Raw genomic sequence first — 16774 nt, 5'->3', positions numbered from 1 at the left:
CATCGGCAAGGGGCAGCCGCCCCGGAAAGGTGATGGACATGCCTCTACACATCAAACGAATTTACGAACCCGCTGATGACGGCGACGGCAAGCGCATCCTGGTCGACCGTCTATGGCCTCGCGGCATCAGCAAGAACGACGCTCATATAGACGCCTGGCTGAAAGACCTTGCGCCAAGCGCTGAGCTGCGACGCTGGTTCGGTCACGATCTCAAAAAATGGGATGAGTTTCGCCTGCGCTACCAGGATGAACTCGAGAAGAATTCGAAGGCCGTGAAAGAGCTTAGAGAGCAAATCGGGCAATCGACCGTCACGCTTCTTTATGGTGCGAGAGACACCGAGCACAATAACGCTGTCGTGCTCATGGACTTCCTCACCAATCGGTAGATCATTGACCGGCATTGTGATCGCCCGAAGATGGAAGTATGTCGAAACCTCCGCGCGGGTTTCAGGCGACGACCTGAGCCAGGGCATCGTCAGTCGGTAGAAGTCGTGCCATCGCGCTCAACAGGTCCGTCTGCGATATCAGACCAAGAACGCGCCGATCGGCATCAATGACGATGACCGCGTGTGTGCGTCCGTCCGTCAGAACAGGCAGGAGCGAAAGAGCAGGATCGCCCGCATCGGCGACAGCCGGTTTCGATATGGCGTGCGTGATGGCATCGAGGCCGACGGAGAGCTCGCGCAAACCGACCGCACCGATCAGACGGCCTTCCCGATCCTTGACCGGCAATGTTCGAATATTGTGCTTCAGCAGAAGGTGTCTCGCGTGATCCGGCTCGGCATCCTCACCAATGGCAATGACATCGCGCGACATGATATCGGCGCAGCTTATGTCTCCATGCGATCGCACCGCTGCCTGCAATTCGACCTGCCGCAAGAGGCGGCTGAGGTCGGCGCGATCGATATCGAAGGTCTCGTCAAGCACGCCCAGGGCGGCATCGACGTCTTCTTCCCGAAAGCCCACCCGCAAGGGCGGCGGCAGATCACGTGTCTGATGGGTATTCTCGGCGGGCTTTGCGACGACATGCGGATAATTGCGCCTGGAAAGCTTGTGAAACATAAGTCCGAGGCCGACGAGTATGCAGGAGTTCAAGGCAACCGGCACGAACGGAAACAGGAAACCCCAGCCTGCGACGACCGGGCCGCCGAGAACGGCGGTCAGGGCGGCGGCACCGCCTGGCGGATGCAGGCATCGCGTAAAAGACATCGCTCCGATCGCAAGCGAGACGCCGACCCCGATCGCGATGATAGGATCATGGATGAGATAGGCGGCGATGATACCCATCATGGCCGAAATGGTGTTGCCGCCGATAATCGACCAAGGCTGGGCAAGCGGGCTTGCCGGAACCGCGAAAAGCAGCACTGCGGATGCTCCCATCGGCGCGACGATGAGCGGAAGATGCGGCCCCTGCCCGAAGAGATAGCCGCTGATCACGCCGGTAAGGCCGATGCCGATCAAGGCACCAAGGCACGCGATCAGCCGTTCGCGCAAGGTGGCTCCGGCCAGGATCGGGGAAAACAGGCGGAACCGGCTGGACGCCGCCTTGTGGGACTCTGGATGCTGCATGATGAAACCAGTTTTAGAGAAGGATATCCCTTGGATGAACGGCAGGACGCGGGCTAGTTCGGCACGAGCGGCAAGCTCTTGCCCTTGGTGGCGCCAAGGACCTCATGAAACGCATCGAGCGAACTTGGGCGATCATCCTTGCGCGAGATAAGGATCGTATCGACGATGGCAAGCTGGTGCGTCGCCGATGTCGCCGGCCAGTACATGAGATCGAGAACCGACCTTGGCATGACACCGGCCGCGTTGCCGGTCGCCACACTGGCCAGAATCGCATGATAAGAGCCAAGTTCGGTCGTTGGCAGAGAGCTCGACTTGCGCGCCCAGCCTTCCGCAATCCCGCGATAAGTGCATCCGGGCTCAAGGGCAGCAATCGAACCGACGCGCAAATCGGCAGCCGATCGGATCGGCGGATGCCCGGATGGTAGCAGGAGCAGCAGATCCTCGACAAATACCGGTTCGGCTTCGAGCTGCTTGAGTTCAGCCGCGAAACTTGGATCTTCATCCAGCATTGCCTTTGGCGGTCGGGCGATCAGCGCGCAGTCCAGAACATCGCGCAGAACATCCTGAGCAAGATCGCGGGAAGCGCCAAGCGACAGCCGGAGCGATACATCCGGCCACATATGGTTGAACCGGCTGAGCGCCGCGGGCAGCCGGCTTGCCGCCGTGCTTTCCATCGTCCCCAGACGCAATGTGCCGGTTGGGCGCTGGGGCCTGACCGCCTGACGCGCCTCGAGCGCAAGCGTGGCGAGCCGATTGGCATAGAAGTGAAATGTCTCGCCTTCTTTCGTCAGCGTCATCTTCTTGCCGTCGCGGCTGAAGAGCAGGACGCCCAGATCGTCTTCCAACTGCTGGATACGCGTCGTCACATTCGACGGCACGCGTCCCACGGCCTTCGCAGCCTTGGTCACGCTGCGGTCACTGGCCACGGCAAGGAATATCTCGATTGACGAGAGGTCCAATGAAAAGATCTCGATTCAGGAATTAAGTTATCTTATCATTCCCTATATAAAAATCATTGTCGCAGCTCAAGCATGTTTCGGCATCGAGCCAGGGAATGGAGTTCTGACGGGCGGATGGCAAAATCAGATCGACATGAAACCGACGAGACAATCCGCGAATACGCATCGCCTGCCTGCATGCTGCACGAGGTCGACCCAACCTATAGCGGCATTTCACCCAACGAGAACCGGATCTCGGATATTTTCGCGTGGCGAAGGGCTGAGCGGCAAAGGCTGATCGGCGAACGAAAGGCGCTGCCAATCGCAAAGCGTGAAGAATATACAGGCGCGATCGCCACTTATCTCGATCAGATTGTCACCGATATCGACGGCAAACATATCAGCCTGTTCTGGCCCTTCTCGGGAGAGCCGGACTTGCGAGGATGGATGGCGGCCTTGGCGGCACGGGGCGCGGATTGCCTGTTGCCGGTCGTTGTCGTCAAGGCAGAACCCTTGATATTCCGATCATGGAAAACGGGAGAGCGGCTTGAACGCGGGGTATGGAACATTCCCGTGCCGGCAGAGGGCAAGGAAGCGGTTCCCGATATCGTCATCGCGCCCCTGGTCGGCTTTGATGCAGCCTGCTACCGTCTTGGTTATGGAGGTGGATTTTTCGACAGAACTCTTGCGGCCCTCGAGCGCAAGCCTTTGGTCATCGGCGTCGGCTTCGAATCGCAGAGGATCGATACCATCCGTCCGCTCGCTCATGACATTCCGATGGACGTGATCGTCACGCAAGCGGGACTGCGCTATCGATGATCTCAATACCCTTTTCCTGGCGGGCATCGAGCCTGCCGATTCCGCCGGGGTGCTGAACGGAGCGGCAGATCGCCGCACAAACGGGCAGCGGTTGATGCCTGGGCTCCGATATACCCGGCCGGATCAACACCTGCACCTATTGGCACATGAATTGCGTCTTTACGATCGATCCATCGGAAGAGACGATATTCATGCTGTCCATTCTCCTGCCGCTCCTTTTGAGCATTTCCCTCGGTTTGAGCTGGAATAGGTTTCTGCTCACCTTCGCAAGCCGCGGTGACAGTCTTCAAAACCAGATGCCGGTTACGATGGTCGCGGCGGCAGTCAGTCTGACGGCCCTTGCATTGTCCTTTGCCGATAGGGGACCGTTGCTGGGAAGTGCCATCGTCTTGCTCGGCCTGCTGCTCGCGGCCATCAGCAAGAGCCTTTCCCACCCGGCTGCCATTGTGGCGCTTTCCGCCGTCAGCCTTGCGGCCTATCTCCAGTTTACGGTGCACGCGCTGAGCCACTGATATCCATCAAATCGGCACGATATTCGAAGGATGTATCGAGTCAGAGGTTGAAATCGGAGATTTCCGTGGCATCAGGCCGAGCGTCGAAGGCTGGGCGCGGATCATCGGCCACAATACGATCTTCGTCGACGATCGAGATCCTTTGGCCTATGGTTTCCAGATCAAATAGAAGAGGTCTGTCCGTCGAGGCATTGCATGAAATCCGTCAAACAAGAAGCTAAGCACGATCCCTTGAAGGTCGGATTCATCCTCGCGCGCTCATTCACGCTTTCCGCCTTCGCTCTCTTCGTCGATACGCTGAGATTGGCGAGCGACGAAGCCGATAAATCGGGCAGGGTGCTGGCCGATTGGCAGGTATTGGGTAGCACGCGGCATCTCATCACCTCCAGCTGCGGCGTTCAGGTCGCACCGACGTCGGACTTTATCGACCCAAAGGAATTCCATTACATTGTCGTCGTCGGTGGACTTTTGAACACGGACATCACGATTGACAATCAGACCGCCGATTATCTGAAGAAAGTCGCGGCTCAAAAGATCCCGCTGATCGGCGTTTGCACCGGCACCTTCATTCTGGCGCGCCTCGGCCTGATGAAAACACACCAGACCTGCGTCAGCTGGCTGCACTATCAGGCCTACCGGGAGCAATTCCCCGAAAACCCCGTTCGCTCCGATCGCCTGTTCAATCTCGACCGGAGCCGCGGATCATGCGCCGGCGGAAGCAGCGCCGCCGACATGGCTGCCTTTCTCGTCAGACGGCACATCAGCCGAGACGCCGAGCGAAACGCGCTTGAAGTGCTGCAAATCGAGCGCGCCCGATCCGGGCTGGATATTCAGCCGCGCAAGCCGCTCGCGATCGAATGCCAGGACCCACGTCTCAAGGCCGTGTTGATTACCATGGAGAGCCATATCGAGGACGTGGTGCCGACCGAAGATCTTGCCGCATCGGTCGGACTGTCCCGGCGGCAGCTCGAACGTCTGTTCACCGAGGAAATGAAAACCTCTCCCGGTGCCGTCTACACCCGCATTCGCATGGAACGGGCCAAGCAGCTCATTCTCCAGACAGAGGCGCCACTCATTGAAATCGCACTGGAGGTCGGCTTCGACAGCGCCTCCCATTTTGCGAGGCTCTTTCGCCGGCTCTACGGACAATCTCCCACGGAGTTACGGCGCGCGCATGCCTGAAGCAGCCGTCAAAACGTGACGTGACGATGGCTGTCAGCTTCACCAAGGAATGCTCCCGATAAGGAGCGAGTCGCAGCTCAGGTAGGCGATTTCTTGGCGACACGGCGCGCATATGCGGATCATGCGCGCAGCGGCATCATTCAACATCCAGATCAAAGAAGTGCTGGGTCGCCAAAGCTGCGGCGCCCCGCGCCCAGGAGCCCGGCACCCAATCAGGAAGTAATTCTGGCGTATTCAAGAAGACATATTTCGCCATCGAACGCCGTATCGGCTCGAGAATCACTTCACCGAACTGCATGGCTTCGCCGCCGGCGATGAGGACCTCGGGATCGAACAGGTTCACCAGATCAGCCAGATGGCGCCCGATCAGCTCCCCCGCCTCTGCCATGACCTGGAGAGCCGCCGGATCGCCGCCATCAATCGCGGCTGCGAATTCATCGCGATTGGCCTTTGCGCCTCTTTGTCGTCCCCAGTCCTCGATCATCGCGGCCTCGGCCGTATGAGCCTGAAGGCAGCCCCTTCTCCCGCATTCGCAAAGACGGCCGCCAGGAACAGTAATGATGTGGCCGAGCTTTCCGGCCAGGCCATGGCTTCCGTGATAGATCTCCCCGCCCATTACGAGCGATGATCCGACGCCGGTGCCGACGGCGATCGTCGCGAAATTGCTGTAATTGCGGCCTGCGCCGAAGAGCCGCTGTGCGACGGTGAAGGCGCTGATGTCGTCGTCGATCCAGACCGGAACATGGACCCGCTCACGCAACAGTTCGGGAAAGGCAAGATTGCGCCAGCCAAACCGTGGGCTCTGGACGCAGATGCCTTTGATGGCATCCACCTCACCGGGGATGGAAACGCCGACCCCCATGACCGGCGATCCGGTACGGCCGGCATCGGCAAGAAGCTTCGGGATGGCCGTCGCAATCGCCTCGACCATTGTTTCCGGCCGCGTATCTGGCACAGGCATATCGAAGGAGGCGATCGGCGTCGTGGCGAGATCGGTCAGGACACAGTCGATACTGTCGTGGCGAAGCTTGAAGCCAACAGCCAGATGACCGTCATAATTGATATCGACCGGCACAGGCCGCCGTCCCGTCGCGCCGGCCTGTGCTTTTCCCTCGAGAACTAAGCCTTCTTCGATCAGTTCGGTGACCACGAAAGTCACCGCCGCCGGGCTCAGGCCCGTCACGGTGGCGATTTCAGCACGAGGCATCGGCCCACGGCTTCGCAGCAGATTGAGGATGAGCCGCCGGTTAAGAGCTCGGGAGGTACCAGGGTTGCCGCGCACGATGATCCTTAAATTAATTTTGTAAATTAACTATTGTCGCTTCTCGGAAGATACGGTATGCAATAGCACATGGCAATGGAGGAATGTCTGCTTGTATCGGTGCAAGCGGAATTGCCGGTTTATTGCGTAAATTCTGAAGGTTAGCGGCTGCCTAACATCTGTGGGCGGGCCTGGATTTGATGTGCCTCGGGAGGAAAAAGATGGCATCGAAGAACGAACTTTCACTCGTTAATGCAATCAGGGCGTCTCGGCGCCAGTTCATGATCGGCACGGGCGCTGCTCTGGCGACAACGGCGCTTTATCGCCCCGCAATTGCCAATGGCGGCGAGGTGACGATCATTTCGGATATCGGCAATGCCGATCAGCGGGCCGTCCTTGACCGTATCGCTGCCGATTTTACCAAGAAGATGGGGACGAAAGTCACCATCAACAATATGGATCACGAGGCTCACAAGACGGCCATCCGCAGCTATCTCGTCGTCGGTGCCCCGGATATCTGCTTCTGGTTCTCCGGCAACCGCATGAAGGCTTTCGTCGATCGCGGACTGTTCGACGACATTTCCGACCTGTTCGCCAAGGAAGGCTATAGCAATAAGCTCGGCGCTACGATGACGGCGGTCACCGTCAACGGCAAGCAGTACGGTCTGCCGCTCGGCGGCATTCTCTGGGGTCTTTTCTATCGCAAGGACGTCTTTGCCGAGAAGGGCTGGACGGCGCCTAAGAACTGGGACGAATTCCTGAAATTCGGCGAAGCGGCGAAATCGGCCGGCATGACACCGATCAGTATGGGTACGAAAGAACTCTGGCCGACCGGAGGCTGGTTCGACCACATGAACCTGCGCATCAACGGTCTCGACAAGCACCTCGCCCTCATGGAAGGCAAGATCCCTTATACCGACCCGATGCTGAAGCCGGTCTTCGACAAATGGGAAGAACTCATCAAGGCCAATTTCTTTTCCGCAAGCGGCCCATCCTTCGGCTGGGAACAGGCGGGCGCGGCTCTCGCACAGAAGAAGGCGGCGATGATGGATCTCGGAGGCTTTATCAAGTCCGCCTTCCCAGCAGGCGACGAGGCCCAGATCGCCTTCGCCCCCTTCCCGGAAATCGTCTCCGACGTCGAACGCTACGAGGATTTCTCGGTCAACTCGGTGCATATCCCGGCCAAGGCGAAGAACCGGCAGGGCGCGCGTGATTTCCTTGCTTACTTTTATCAGCCTGACAATCTCGGCGCATTCCTCGAAGCCGAAGGCACCATTCCGCCGCGCAACGATTGCCCACCGAGCAAGGACCCTTTGGTCAACATCGCCGTGGAATCGCTCAAGAGCGTGAAGGGAACGTCGCAATATTATGACCGTGACACCGACCCGGACATGGCGCAGGACGGCATGAAAGGCTTCCAGGAATTCACGGTCAAGCCCGAGCGTCGCGACCAGATCCTGGCGCGGCTCGAAAAGACGCGCGCGCGCATTTTCAAATAGTCCTCCCGGACCAAGGCGCGGCGGGCATCGGCTTTAAGCCCTCACCCCGCCGCGCCTGCCTTGAAAAGCCCGCACCTTGCGAAGTGCCTCGAATTATCGAACCAAGAAGTCTGAGCCATGTGGAAAAAACACAGGAACTGGCTGACGCCTGTCCTCTTCATCGTGCCGGGATGCATCCTGTTCGGAACGATCATCATCGCTTCCTCGGTGGAATCGATCTGGATTTCATTCTTCAATTGGGATGGCGTCGGGCAGAAGAGCTGGGTGGGACTGGCAAACTATTCCGAACTCTTTGCCGATCCGCAATTCTACGTCTCGCTGAAGAACAACATCATCTGGCTCGTTATGTTCATGGCGGCGCCGCCGCTTGGACTGGCGCTGGCGCTGCTCGTCAACCAGCAGATCGCCGGCATGCGGATCTTGAAGTCGCTTTTCTTCATCCCGCTCGTGCTTGCGACGGTCACGGTCGGCGTCGTGTTCGGCTGGGTCTATGATCCGAACTACGGGCTTCTTGCTCTCATCTTCAATCTCTTCGGCGCGACGGCGCCTGCCCTGCTCGCGGACGAACATTTCGTCACTTTCGCCGTGGTCGCCGCCGCGCTCTGGCCGCAGATCGCATTTTGCATGGTGCTCTTTCTTGCAGGCCTCAACAATCTGAGTTCCGATATCATCGGGGCCGGACGTGTCGATGGCGCCCGCGGCTGGAACATGCTCTGGCACGTCGTTCTGCCGCAATTGCGCCAGGTGGGTTTCATCGCTCTTGCCGTGACCGTTGTCGGCGCCTTGCGATCCTTCGACATGATCGCGGTGATGACATCGGGCGGTCCCTTCGGCTCGTCGGAAGTGCTGGCCTACCAGATGTACGAGCAGTCGATCTTCTCCTATCGCTTTGGCTATGGCGCGGCGATCGCCACCATCCTCTTTGCAATCATGATCGTTTTCATCACCTGGTATCTGCGCGTCATGGTGCGCATGGAACGGGAGACACGCTGATGTATCCTCGCCCCATCCCCGAAGAAAAGCCCGCGCTTCGCGGCCTTTATGCCGGCTTCGTCGGACTTATCCTGATCCTCTGGCTGCTGCCGCTCTTCGCGGTCATGTTGACCGCCTCCAAGACGGCCGATGAAATCATGGCCGGCAAATACTGGACATGGCCCGAGCATTTCAATCTCGTCGAGAATTTCCAGGCGGTCTTCCAGCAGACCAACATGTGGGGCTATTTCATCAACAGCCTCATCATCACCCTGCCTTCGGTGCTACTCGTCCTCGTATTCTCGACGCTGACCGGCTATGTGCTTGCCCGCTATAATTTCCGCGGCAATGCCCTGCTCTTCTCACTCTTCGTCGGCGGCAACTTCCTGCCTGCGCAGATCATGATGATCCCGGTGCGCGATCTGATGGTTTCGGTCGGTCTATACGACACCTATTTCGCGCTAATCATCTTCCATGTCGCCTTCCAGACCGGCTTTGCGACGCTATTCATGCGCAATTTCATCGCGGCTCTGCCGGACGAGTTGTTCCAGGCGGCGCGCGCGGAAGGCGCCTCCCCCTGGCAGACGATGCGCCACGTCGTTATACCGCTGATGCGACCTGCCCTAGCCGCGCTTGCGATCCTGATCTTCACCTTCGTCTGGAACGATTATTTCTGGGCAATTGTGCTGACGCAAAGCGACGTCGTGAAACCGGTAACGGCGGGCCTCAACAATCTCAGAGGCGAGTGGACGTCCGCCTGGAATATTGTGGCGGCGGCAACCTTGTTCGTCGCCGTCCCGCCGGTCCTGATGTTCTTCCTGATGCAGAAGCATTTCATCGCGGGCCTGACCATGGGCGCCGTCAAAGGCTGACGCTTTCCGCACCGCGCGAACAGATTTGGAGTATCACTTATGAGCCATGTAAAGCTGATCGATATCGACAAACATTATGGCGGCTATCATGCCCTGCGTTCGATCAATCTTTCCGTCGACAAAGGCGAGTTCATCGTCATGGTCGGCCCATCGGGCTGCGGCAAATCCACGACCCTGAAGACGATTGCCGGGCTCGAAAGCATCAGCTCCGGCGAGATCTGGATCAACGGCCGCAATGTGACGCGCGAGGAGCCGGGCGATCGCGGCATTGCCATGGTCTTCCAGTCCTATGCACTCTATCCGCATATGACAGTCGCCGAGAATATGGGCTTCGGCCTGAAGATGGCGAAGCGCCCGCAAACCGAGATTGATGCAGCCGTCAAGCGCGCGGCCGAAATCCTCAGAATATCCGACCAGCTCGACAAGCGCCCGAAGCAGCTTTCGGGCGGCCAGCGCCAGCGCGTCGCCATCGGTCGCGCCATCACCCGCTCGCCGGAGGTCTTCCTCTTCGACGAACCGCTCTCCAATCTAGATGCCGCGCTGCGCACGCAAATGCGCGTCGAGCTTTCGACGCTGCACCAGCAGCTCGGCTCGACGATGATCTATGTGACGCACGATCAGGTCGAGGCAATGACCATGGCGAGCCGCATCGTCGTGTTCAACAAGGGTATCATCGAGCAGGAGGGCGCGCCGCTCAATCTCTATCACAATCCGGCAAACCAATTCGTCGCTGGCTTCCTGGGTGCGCCACGGATCAATTTCATCAATGCAAAGCTCGTTTCGCTTCGCGACGGCATCGCTGAAGTCGCGCTCGAAGGTGGCGGCACAACAGTCCATGTTCCGGTGGGCGATGTCGGCGATCTTAAGGCTGAGTCCCATCTCACCTTGGGCATCCGGCCGGAATCGCTGAAGATTGGCCCCTCCACCGAAGACACCGCAATTTCCTTCGACGGCAAGGTCGGCCTCGTCGAGCAGCTCGGTCGCGAGACCATCCTCTACGTCGATGGGGGTCCGCTTGCCACGATCGGCTCGGAAAGCGGCACGCGCAATTTCACCGTTCAGCTCGGCAATGCCGCCGGCTTTTCGTCCGGCGAGCAGATCAAGCTGTCCGCCTCGACATCCTCCCTCTACCTCTTCGGCCCCGATGGCAGAACCCTCAGCCGGCCGAAGTCAATCATTGCCTCTCTGTAAAGAAAGCTTGTGACCTCATGAAAGTTTTGGAAAGAAAGCCGCTCTCGGTCTGGCGGACGCTCAATCTCGACGGCTTCATGGTCGGCGTTCCGCATTATCCGGAACATATCGACGAGAGCTATTGGGACCGCGATGCCGAACGCATGGCGGCTGCCGGTTTCAATACGGTTCGCATGGCGGAATTCGCCTGGCATATCATGGAGCCGCATGAGGATCATTTCGACTTCTCGCTCTTCGACAAGGCGATTGCCGGCCTGGCCAAGCACGGCATCAAGACCATTCTTTGCACGCCGACGGCAACGCCGCCGCGCTGGCTGACGGCGAAGTACCCGGAAGTCCTGCGCGTCGATGCCAATGGCAGGCAGGCAAGCCATGGATCGCGCCAGCATTGCGACACGACGAGCCCTGTACTGCGCCGGCACAGCCGACGCATCACGCGCGCCATGGCCGAGCATTATCGGGACAATCCTGATGTCATCGGCTGGCAGACGGATAACGAGCTCAATACGACGACTTCCGAAAGCTATTCACCATCCGCGCTCATCGAGTTCCAGAAGTTCTGCCGCGCGAAATACGGCACGATTGAAGCCCTGAACTTTGCCTGGGGCGGCGACTTCTGGGCGACGGCCTATCAGACCTTCGACCAGATCGTCTTCCCGCAGCCGATGAACCCGTCCTTCTCCAGCCCCGGACATGTGCAGGACTATCACCGCTTCCTCGCCTTCGCGACGGCTCTCTTCCAGCACGATCAGGTGGACATCCTGAGGGCGATCAATCCCGCATGGTTCATCTTCCATAATCTTGGCAACCTGGCCGACATCGATTTCCGCGGCCAGTTCGGCCAGGATCTCGATTTCATCGGCTTCGATATCTACCCGTTCCTCTATGACGAGATGCGCCGCGGCGGCGGGCATGCGATCACGCAGGCCTTTCATCTCGATCAATGCCGCGCCTATTCCGGCAATTTCATCGTTCCGGAACAGGCCTCGGGTCTCGGCAGCCAGCCGGGCTTTTCCTCGTCCGTGCCGGAGCCCGGCGAGATGCGCCGCATGGCGATGACCTCGGTGTCGCGCGGTGCTGACGGCCTGATGTTCTTCCGCTGGCGGCCGGCGCATTTCGGCGCCGAGATCTACTGGAACGGCATTATCGACCACGATGACATCCCGCGCCGCCGCTACGAGGAAGCCAAGCAATTCGCGTCCGACATACGCAAGATCGAGGATAAGCTGCTCGGCACCACCGTCCGTATGGATATTGCCATCGCCGGCGCGGATTTCGACAATCAGGAAGCCTACAAGACCTATGCGATCGGCCTGCCTAGCCCGATGCAGGATGCAGCCCATCTGCACCGCGCATGCTATGAGGCCGGCATAGCCTGCGGCTTCATCCATCCGGAAGATGATCTCTCGCGCATCAAGGCCCTCTATGTTCCCCATTGGGTCATGTGGAAGGAGGAGTGGTCGCCAGCCGTGGAGAAGTTCGTCGCCAATGGCGGCACGCTCATCCTGTCGGCAATGACAGGCACCCGCGACGACAACAATCACATCATCCGCACCCAGGCGCCGGGCAATGCGCTCTCGGAGCTTTCGGGCGTGCGTGTCTATGAATTCGGTCCTGTCTCCGCTCCAGGAGCGGATGGACTGTTCACCGGTTTCCGCGAAGGCGGAATCGGCAGCCATCAACCATCGCCACGTCCGGCCGCAACCTCGGCTTCGCGCAAATACGCTTATACGATCGGCAATCGTCAGCTCGAGGCCGGGCACCTTTACGAGAAGCTGGAGATAACGGCGGATACAGAGATCATCGGCCGCTGGTCCGACCGGTTCCTGGAAGGAACGCCGATGCTGACGCGCCGCCGGCATGGCAATGGCGAAGTCTACTATCTCGGCACCTACCTTACCGCGCCGCTCGCGGAGGCCATTCGCGAGGTACTCGTCAGCAACGATGTTGCCGCGCCGCTGGTGCAGGATCTGCCTAATGGCGTCGAAGTGTCACTGCGCGAGGGTGGCGGCAGGAGGTTGCTGTTCGTGCTCAATACCGAGCATGAAACGAAGATCGTCAATCTGCCAGCCGGGACCGACCTGCTGACGGGCAAAGCCATATCAGGTGCAACCGAGCTCGCCGGCTACGGCGTATTGGTGATCGAGCAATCAGTCTGATACCACCTGTGACCTCTCCGGCGCCGAGGATGAAACTTCGGTGCTGGAGTTTTGGGATTGAGGCTCTTCAATTATTGATCGGCGTTTAGGCGCGCAACGAATTGAAGTGCTGTATCATACGCTCGGCAGCCGGACGGATGCCAGTGAAGAGTTCGAAAGCCTTCACCGCCTGGAATACCGCCATGCCGCCGCCGTCGAGAACGCGGCACCCTGTCTGTCGGGCGCGTTTCACCAGCGCGGTCTCGATCGGGAAATAGACGATTTCCGCGACCCAGAGACGATCCGACAAAAGTTGCGCGTCGAGCGGCAATCCGGGATGGGCGGCCATGCCGGTCGGTGTTGCATGAACCAGACCATCGGCGACATCCAGTGCCGCGGCAAGATCATGACCGACCAAGAAACGGCAAGCGGCATGTGCCGGCTGAAGTTGGTCGACGAGGGCCTGCGCGCGCGAAGGGTCGAGATCGAATATCTCCACGGAATGCGCGCCCATTTCAGCCACTGCATGGGCGACGGCAACGCCGGCGCCGCCCGCGCCAAGCTGCACGACGTGATCAAGCGAAACGCCTGCCAACCCGCGCCGGAAGCTTTCGGCAAACCCCCACCAATCGGTATTGTGGCCGATCCTGCGCTTTCCACGAAAAACGATCGTATTGATGGATCGCAGCGTCTGGGCATCAGGTGAAAGCTCATCCACCAGCGCGACGGCAGCCTGCTTGCAAGGGTGAGTGATATTGAGGCCGGCAAACCCCTGCGCTTCGGCTTCGTCGACAAGAGCTGGCAGATCCAACACCGAGAGACCACGGGCGTCGATGTCGATGAGATCGTAGCGGTAGGACAGGCCGCAATGCTCGCCTTCGCGCATATGCATGGCTGGCGTCAGCGATCGGCCGATCCCGGCGCCGATCAATCCGACGTGAAGTTGACGAGGAACAATAACGGCTTGAGTGTTCAATCTTTCCTCCCGAGCAGCAAAACAAAGCCATGCTGCGGCCTGCATACAAAATGTACGAACTAGTACGTAAAGTCAATATAAGGCGTGATGGAGCACCGCGGGAAAACGCCAAAGCCAATCGGATGACGCTGCGCCTCGTCAGGCCATTTCGGATGAAGGATGTCTCAGAAATGCAAGGATCGCATCGACGATTAGGGACTTGTGCCGCTTCTTCAACGCTTCGGACGACAGGTCACGCTCGAAGATCGCCCCGAAAGTATGCCGATTGGAAACGCGAAAGAAGCATTGGGCGCTGATCATCATATGCAGATCGACCGGGTCTACCCTGCGCACGAAGCTACCATCGGCGTAGCCCCGTTCAAGGATGTCCGTGATGATATCGATGACGGCGATGTTCATCTGCGACAGGACGACCGAACGTTTCATATGTTCGGCGCGATGAATGTTCTCGATGCTGACCAGCCGTACGAAATCCGGATTTTGGTCGTCATGATCGAAGGTGCTTGCGATCAATTGCGCCATGGCCTGAACGGGCGGCATGTTTTCGAGATCGAGCTCGCTCTCCAGCGTGCGGATCTTCGTATAGGCCTGCTCGAGAACGGCAAGATAGAGCCCTTCCTTGCTGCCGAAATAATAGTAGATCATGCGCTTGGACGTCTTGGTGCGCTCGGCGATCTCATCGACGCGCGCACCGGAAAAACCGGCTGCGACGAATTCCTCGGTGGCGATCTTGAGAATGTTTTCCTTGGTCGCGTCTGGATCGTTCTTTCGCGTAAGACGCTCGATCTTGGCCGCTTGCGCTTTGGTCATGCCTTGCCCGTCTTCCTGGGTCTGTCCCTGCCCAACATTGAAGATCAAAGCTTTAACACAGGCTTCACGCGAATGGGGAGAGCCTAAAGTTTCGGCAGACCAATCGGTCGCAGATGCCGTCTCAGCGCAGCGATGCGGAAAATAGCATTCGCCGCACCATATCCACGATAGCCGCTACGCTGGACAATTTCGAAGAAGAAGCCTTCGCCGTAAGTGGGGCTGTAAAGCTGGAAGTATTCGCCGTAATCGTCGCGGTCATAGAGGATGTTGTGCGCCTTCAGGCGATCCGTGAAAGCCGGCTCCAGGCCGAATCTCGCTTCCAGATCGTCGTAATAGTTGGGCGAGATCATCAAGGTAGCAAAACCGTTGTCCGCCAGAGCGGCCGCGGTGGCAAAGATATCATCGGTCGCAAAGGCAAGATGCTGGATGCCGGAGCCAAAAGTTTCGGCGATGAAATGCCCAGCGAGCGTGTTGCGATTTTCCGCGCCGTTCAGCGTGATGCGCAAGCTGCCCGGCTCGTTTTCGACGACCTGGCTGCGGACGACCCCAGCGGGATCGATAATATCGACCATCGGTGTCTTATGTGCATTCAATATCGCCGTATAAAAGAGCAGCCAGGTCAGCAGCTCCTCATATTTCATCGTTTGCGCAACATGGTCTATGCCCGTCAGCCCGACAGGCCGCAAATCGGTATCGTCGTTGACCGGATCGAATTCGATCTCCCATATGCGGCCGAGCGCGTTCCTGCGATCGAGGAAATACAGGATGCCGCCGCCAACGCCCCTGACACTAGGCATTTCGATCTCGCCGGGATTCAGTGGTTGTTCAAAACGTTCGGCACCCAGCGCCACGGCCCGCGCGACTGCGGCTTCGGCATCATCCACCCATAACCCCATCGCATAGGCCGACTGCCCGTGCAAAGCGTAAGACGCGCCCGCAAACCCGTCCGGATCGGTATTCACGACCAGATTGATGTCGCCTTGCCGGAAGACATCGACGCGCTTGCTCTGGTGGCGCCCGACATGGCGAAAGCCCAGGGCACGCAGCCGATCAGAAAGGCCGGACGCCTCCGCTTCATCGACGGTAAATTCGATAAAGGCAACGCCCTCCACCTCGGCACGTGCCGGCATGGGCGGCAAGGTAAGGCTGCTGTTTTCCGCACGGCGAACCTGGTCGCCGAGATAGACGAGCGACCGCCTGCCATCGACGGCGATGGCGGTCGGAGAGCCGCCGCGAAACTGGTCGTTGAAAATCTCCAACGAGAGATAGCCGTCGTAACCCGTCGCAGCGACGGCCTTCATGAATTCGAGCACAGGAAGGTCGCCCTCTCCCGGCATGTTGCGGAAATGGCGGCTCCAATAGAGCAGATCCATGTCGATCAACGGCGCGTCGGCAAGCTGGATGATGAAGATCTTCTCTCTCGGGATCGACCGGATCGAATTGACATCGATCTTGCGCGAAAGCGTATGGAAGCTGTCGAGAATAAGACCGATATTCGGATGATCGGCCCGACGGACGATTTCCCAGGCATCGCGGTGATCGTGAATATGCCGACCCCAGGCAAGCGCCTCATATCCGACCCGCAGGCCGCGTTTGGCCGCCCTCTCGCCGAGCTCGAAGAAGTCGGCTGCGGCACGATCAATCCCGCCCAGCGCCGCGGACGAGACATTCGAACAAACGAGAACGAGCTCGGTCCCCATCTCTTGCATCAGGTCGAATTTGCGTTCAGCCCGATCAAAGGTTCGGCTGCGCAAGGGTTCCGGCATGCCTTCAAAGTCCCGGAAGGGCTGAAAGAGCGTGATCTCCAGCCCATGATCCCTCACCATCTGACCGACCTGGCGCGGTGATTCATCGAAGGCGAGAAAGTCGTTCTCGAAGATTTCGACCCCATCGAAACCTGCCTTGGCAATGGCTTGAAGCTTTTCTTTGAGATCACCGCTGATCGAAACGGTCGCAATCGAGGTTTTCATTGTTTCATCCCGTTACTTGACGATTTTCAACAAACTCATCCGCGATCGCGACACGTCATTGCTGC

General features: G+C 58.8%; 15 protein-coding genes and 1 pseudogene. 10 read left to right on the top strand and 6 right to left on the bottom strand.

Going from position 1 to position 16774, the window contains the following annotated elements:
• The first annotated feature begins 38 nt into the window (after positions 1 to 38).
• On the top strand, positions 39 to 386 hold the full coding sequence (locus PH558_RS23970) for a DUF488 domain-containing protein (protein ID WP_113408788.1): 348 nt from the start codon (positions 39 to 41) through the stop codon (positions 384 to 386).
• 61 nt (positions 387 to 447) lie between these two features.
• Here PH558_RS23970 and PH558_RS23965 read toward each other — a convergent pair whose 3' ends face one another.
• Entirely contained in the window at positions 448 to 1569 is a 1122-nt protein-coding gene (locus PH558_RS23965) for an HPP family protein (RefSeq protein ID WP_285206999.1), read from the bottom strand.
• Between the two features lie 53 nt (positions 1570 to 1622).
• Positions 1623 to 2528: a LysR family transcriptional regulator gene (locus PH558_RS23960; RefSeq protein ID WP_285206998.1), complete on the bottom strand. Its 906-nt coding sequence runs from the start codon at positions 2526 to 2528 to the stop codon at positions 1623 to 1625.
• A 114-nt stretch (positions 2529 to 2642) separates the two neighbouring features.
• Here PH558_RS23960 and PH558_RS23955 point away from each other — a divergent pair, with 114 nt between their 5' ends.
• From PH558_RS23955 to PH558_RS23940, 4 genes and pseudogenes are all read left to right on the top strand, one after another.
• Positions 2643 to 3326 carry a 5-formyltetrahydrofolate cyclo-ligase gene (locus tag PH558_RS23955; protein WP_285206997.1) on the top strand — a complete coding sequence of 228 codons (684 nt, stop codon included), beginning with the start codon at positions 2643 to 2645 and terminating at the stop codon, positions 3324 to 3326.
• Between the two features lie 191 nt (positions 3327 to 3517).
• On the top strand, positions 3518 to 3838 hold the full coding sequence (locus PH558_RS23950) for a hypothetical protein (protein ID WP_285206996.1): 321 nt from the start codon (positions 3518 to 3520) through the stop codon (positions 3836 to 3838).
• A 10-nt stretch (positions 3839 to 3848) separates the two neighbouring features.
• Positions 3849 to 4007 (top strand): annotated as a pseudogene (locus PH558_RS23945) (proline racemase family protein); the annotation flags it as partial.
• 26 nt (positions 4008 to 4033) lie between these two features.
• Entirely contained in the window at positions 4034 to 5020 is a 987-nt protein-coding gene (locus PH558_RS23940) for a GlxA family transcriptional regulator (RefSeq protein WP_285206995.1), read from the top strand.
• Between the two features lie 136 nt (positions 5021 to 5156).
• Here PH558_RS23940 and PH558_RS23935 read toward each other — a convergent pair whose 3' ends face one another.
• Positions 5157 to 6302 (bottom strand): ROK family transcriptional regulator, encoded by a 1146-nt coding sequence (locus tag PH558_RS23935; protein ID WP_285206994.1) that lies wholly within the window; start codon positions 6300 to 6302, stop codon positions 5157 to 5159.
• 200 nt (positions 6303 to 6502) lie between these two features.
• On the opposite strand from PH558_RS23935, the gene PH558_RS23930 reads away from it, so the two are divergent.
• The 5 genes from PH558_RS23930 (at position 6503) to PH558_RS23910 (ending at position 12974) form a co-directional block, all read left to right on the top strand.
• The gene (locus PH558_RS23930; protein ID WP_285206993.1) at positions 6503 to 7780 is read left to right on the top strand and encodes an ABC transporter substrate-binding protein; all 1278 of its coding nucleotides are present in this window, start codon (positions 6503 to 6505) and stop codon (positions 7778 to 7780) included.
• Positions 7781 to 7897: 117 nt separating this feature from the next.
• Entirely contained in the window at positions 7898 to 8773 is an 876-nt protein-coding gene (locus PH558_RS23925; protein WP_095438153.1) for a carbohydrate ABC transporter permease, read from the top strand.
• Positions 8773 to 9624: a carbohydrate ABC transporter permease gene (locus PH558_RS23920; protein WP_285206992.1), complete on the top strand. Its 852-nt coding sequence runs from the start codon at positions 8773 to 8775 to the stop codon at positions 9622 to 9624. Before PH558_RS23925 ends, PH558_RS23920 begins: the two co-directional genes overlap by 1 nt.
• A 39-nt stretch (positions 9625 to 9663) precedes the next feature.
• Positions 9664 to 10815: an ABC transporter ATP-binding protein gene (locus PH558_RS23915; RefSeq protein ID WP_285206991.1), complete on the top strand. Its 1152-nt coding sequence runs from the start codon at positions 9664 to 9666 to the stop codon at positions 10813 to 10815.
• A gap of 17 nt (positions 10816 to 10832) precedes the next feature.
• Positions 10833 to 12974: a beta-galactosidase gene (locus PH558_RS23910; protein ID WP_285206990.1), complete on the top strand. Its 2142-nt coding sequence runs from the start codon at positions 10833 to 10835 to the stop codon at positions 12972 to 12974.
• Between the two features lie 85 nt (positions 12975 to 13059).
• Here PH558_RS23910 and PH558_RS23905 read toward each other — a convergent pair whose 3' ends face one another.
• The 3 genes from PH558_RS23905 to PH558_RS23895 all read right to left on the bottom strand — a co-directional run bounded on the left by PH558_RS23905 (position 13060) and on the right by PH558_RS23895 (position 16709).
• A complete protein-coding gene (locus PH558_RS23905) occupies positions 13060 to 13929 on the bottom strand; it encodes a shikimate dehydrogenase (RefSeq protein ID WP_285206989.1) in 870 nt (289 codons plus the stop codon).
• A gap of 138 nt (positions 13930 to 14067) precedes the next feature.
• Positions 14068 to 14739 (bottom strand): TetR/AcrR family transcriptional regulator, encoded by a 672-nt coding sequence (locus tag PH558_RS23900; RefSeq protein ID WP_095438158.1) that lies wholly within the window; start codon positions 14737 to 14739, stop codon positions 14068 to 14070.
• 83 nt (positions 14740 to 14822) lie between these two features.
• A complete protein-coding gene (locus PH558_RS23895) occupies positions 14823 to 16709 on the bottom strand; it encodes a bifunctional sugar phosphate isomerase/epimerase/4-hydroxyphenylpyruvate dioxygenase family protein (protein ID WP_285206988.1) in 1887 nt (628 codons plus the stop codon).
• Positions 16710 to 16774 lie beyond the last annotated feature (65 nt).

The sequence above is a fragment of the Rhizobium pantanalense genome (genome assembly GCF_030182525.1).
GTDB lineage: Bacteria > Pseudomonadota > Alphaproteobacteria > Rhizobiales > Rhizobiaceae > Rhizobium.
This window is presented reverse-complemented; position numbering and strand designations above follow the sequence as displayed.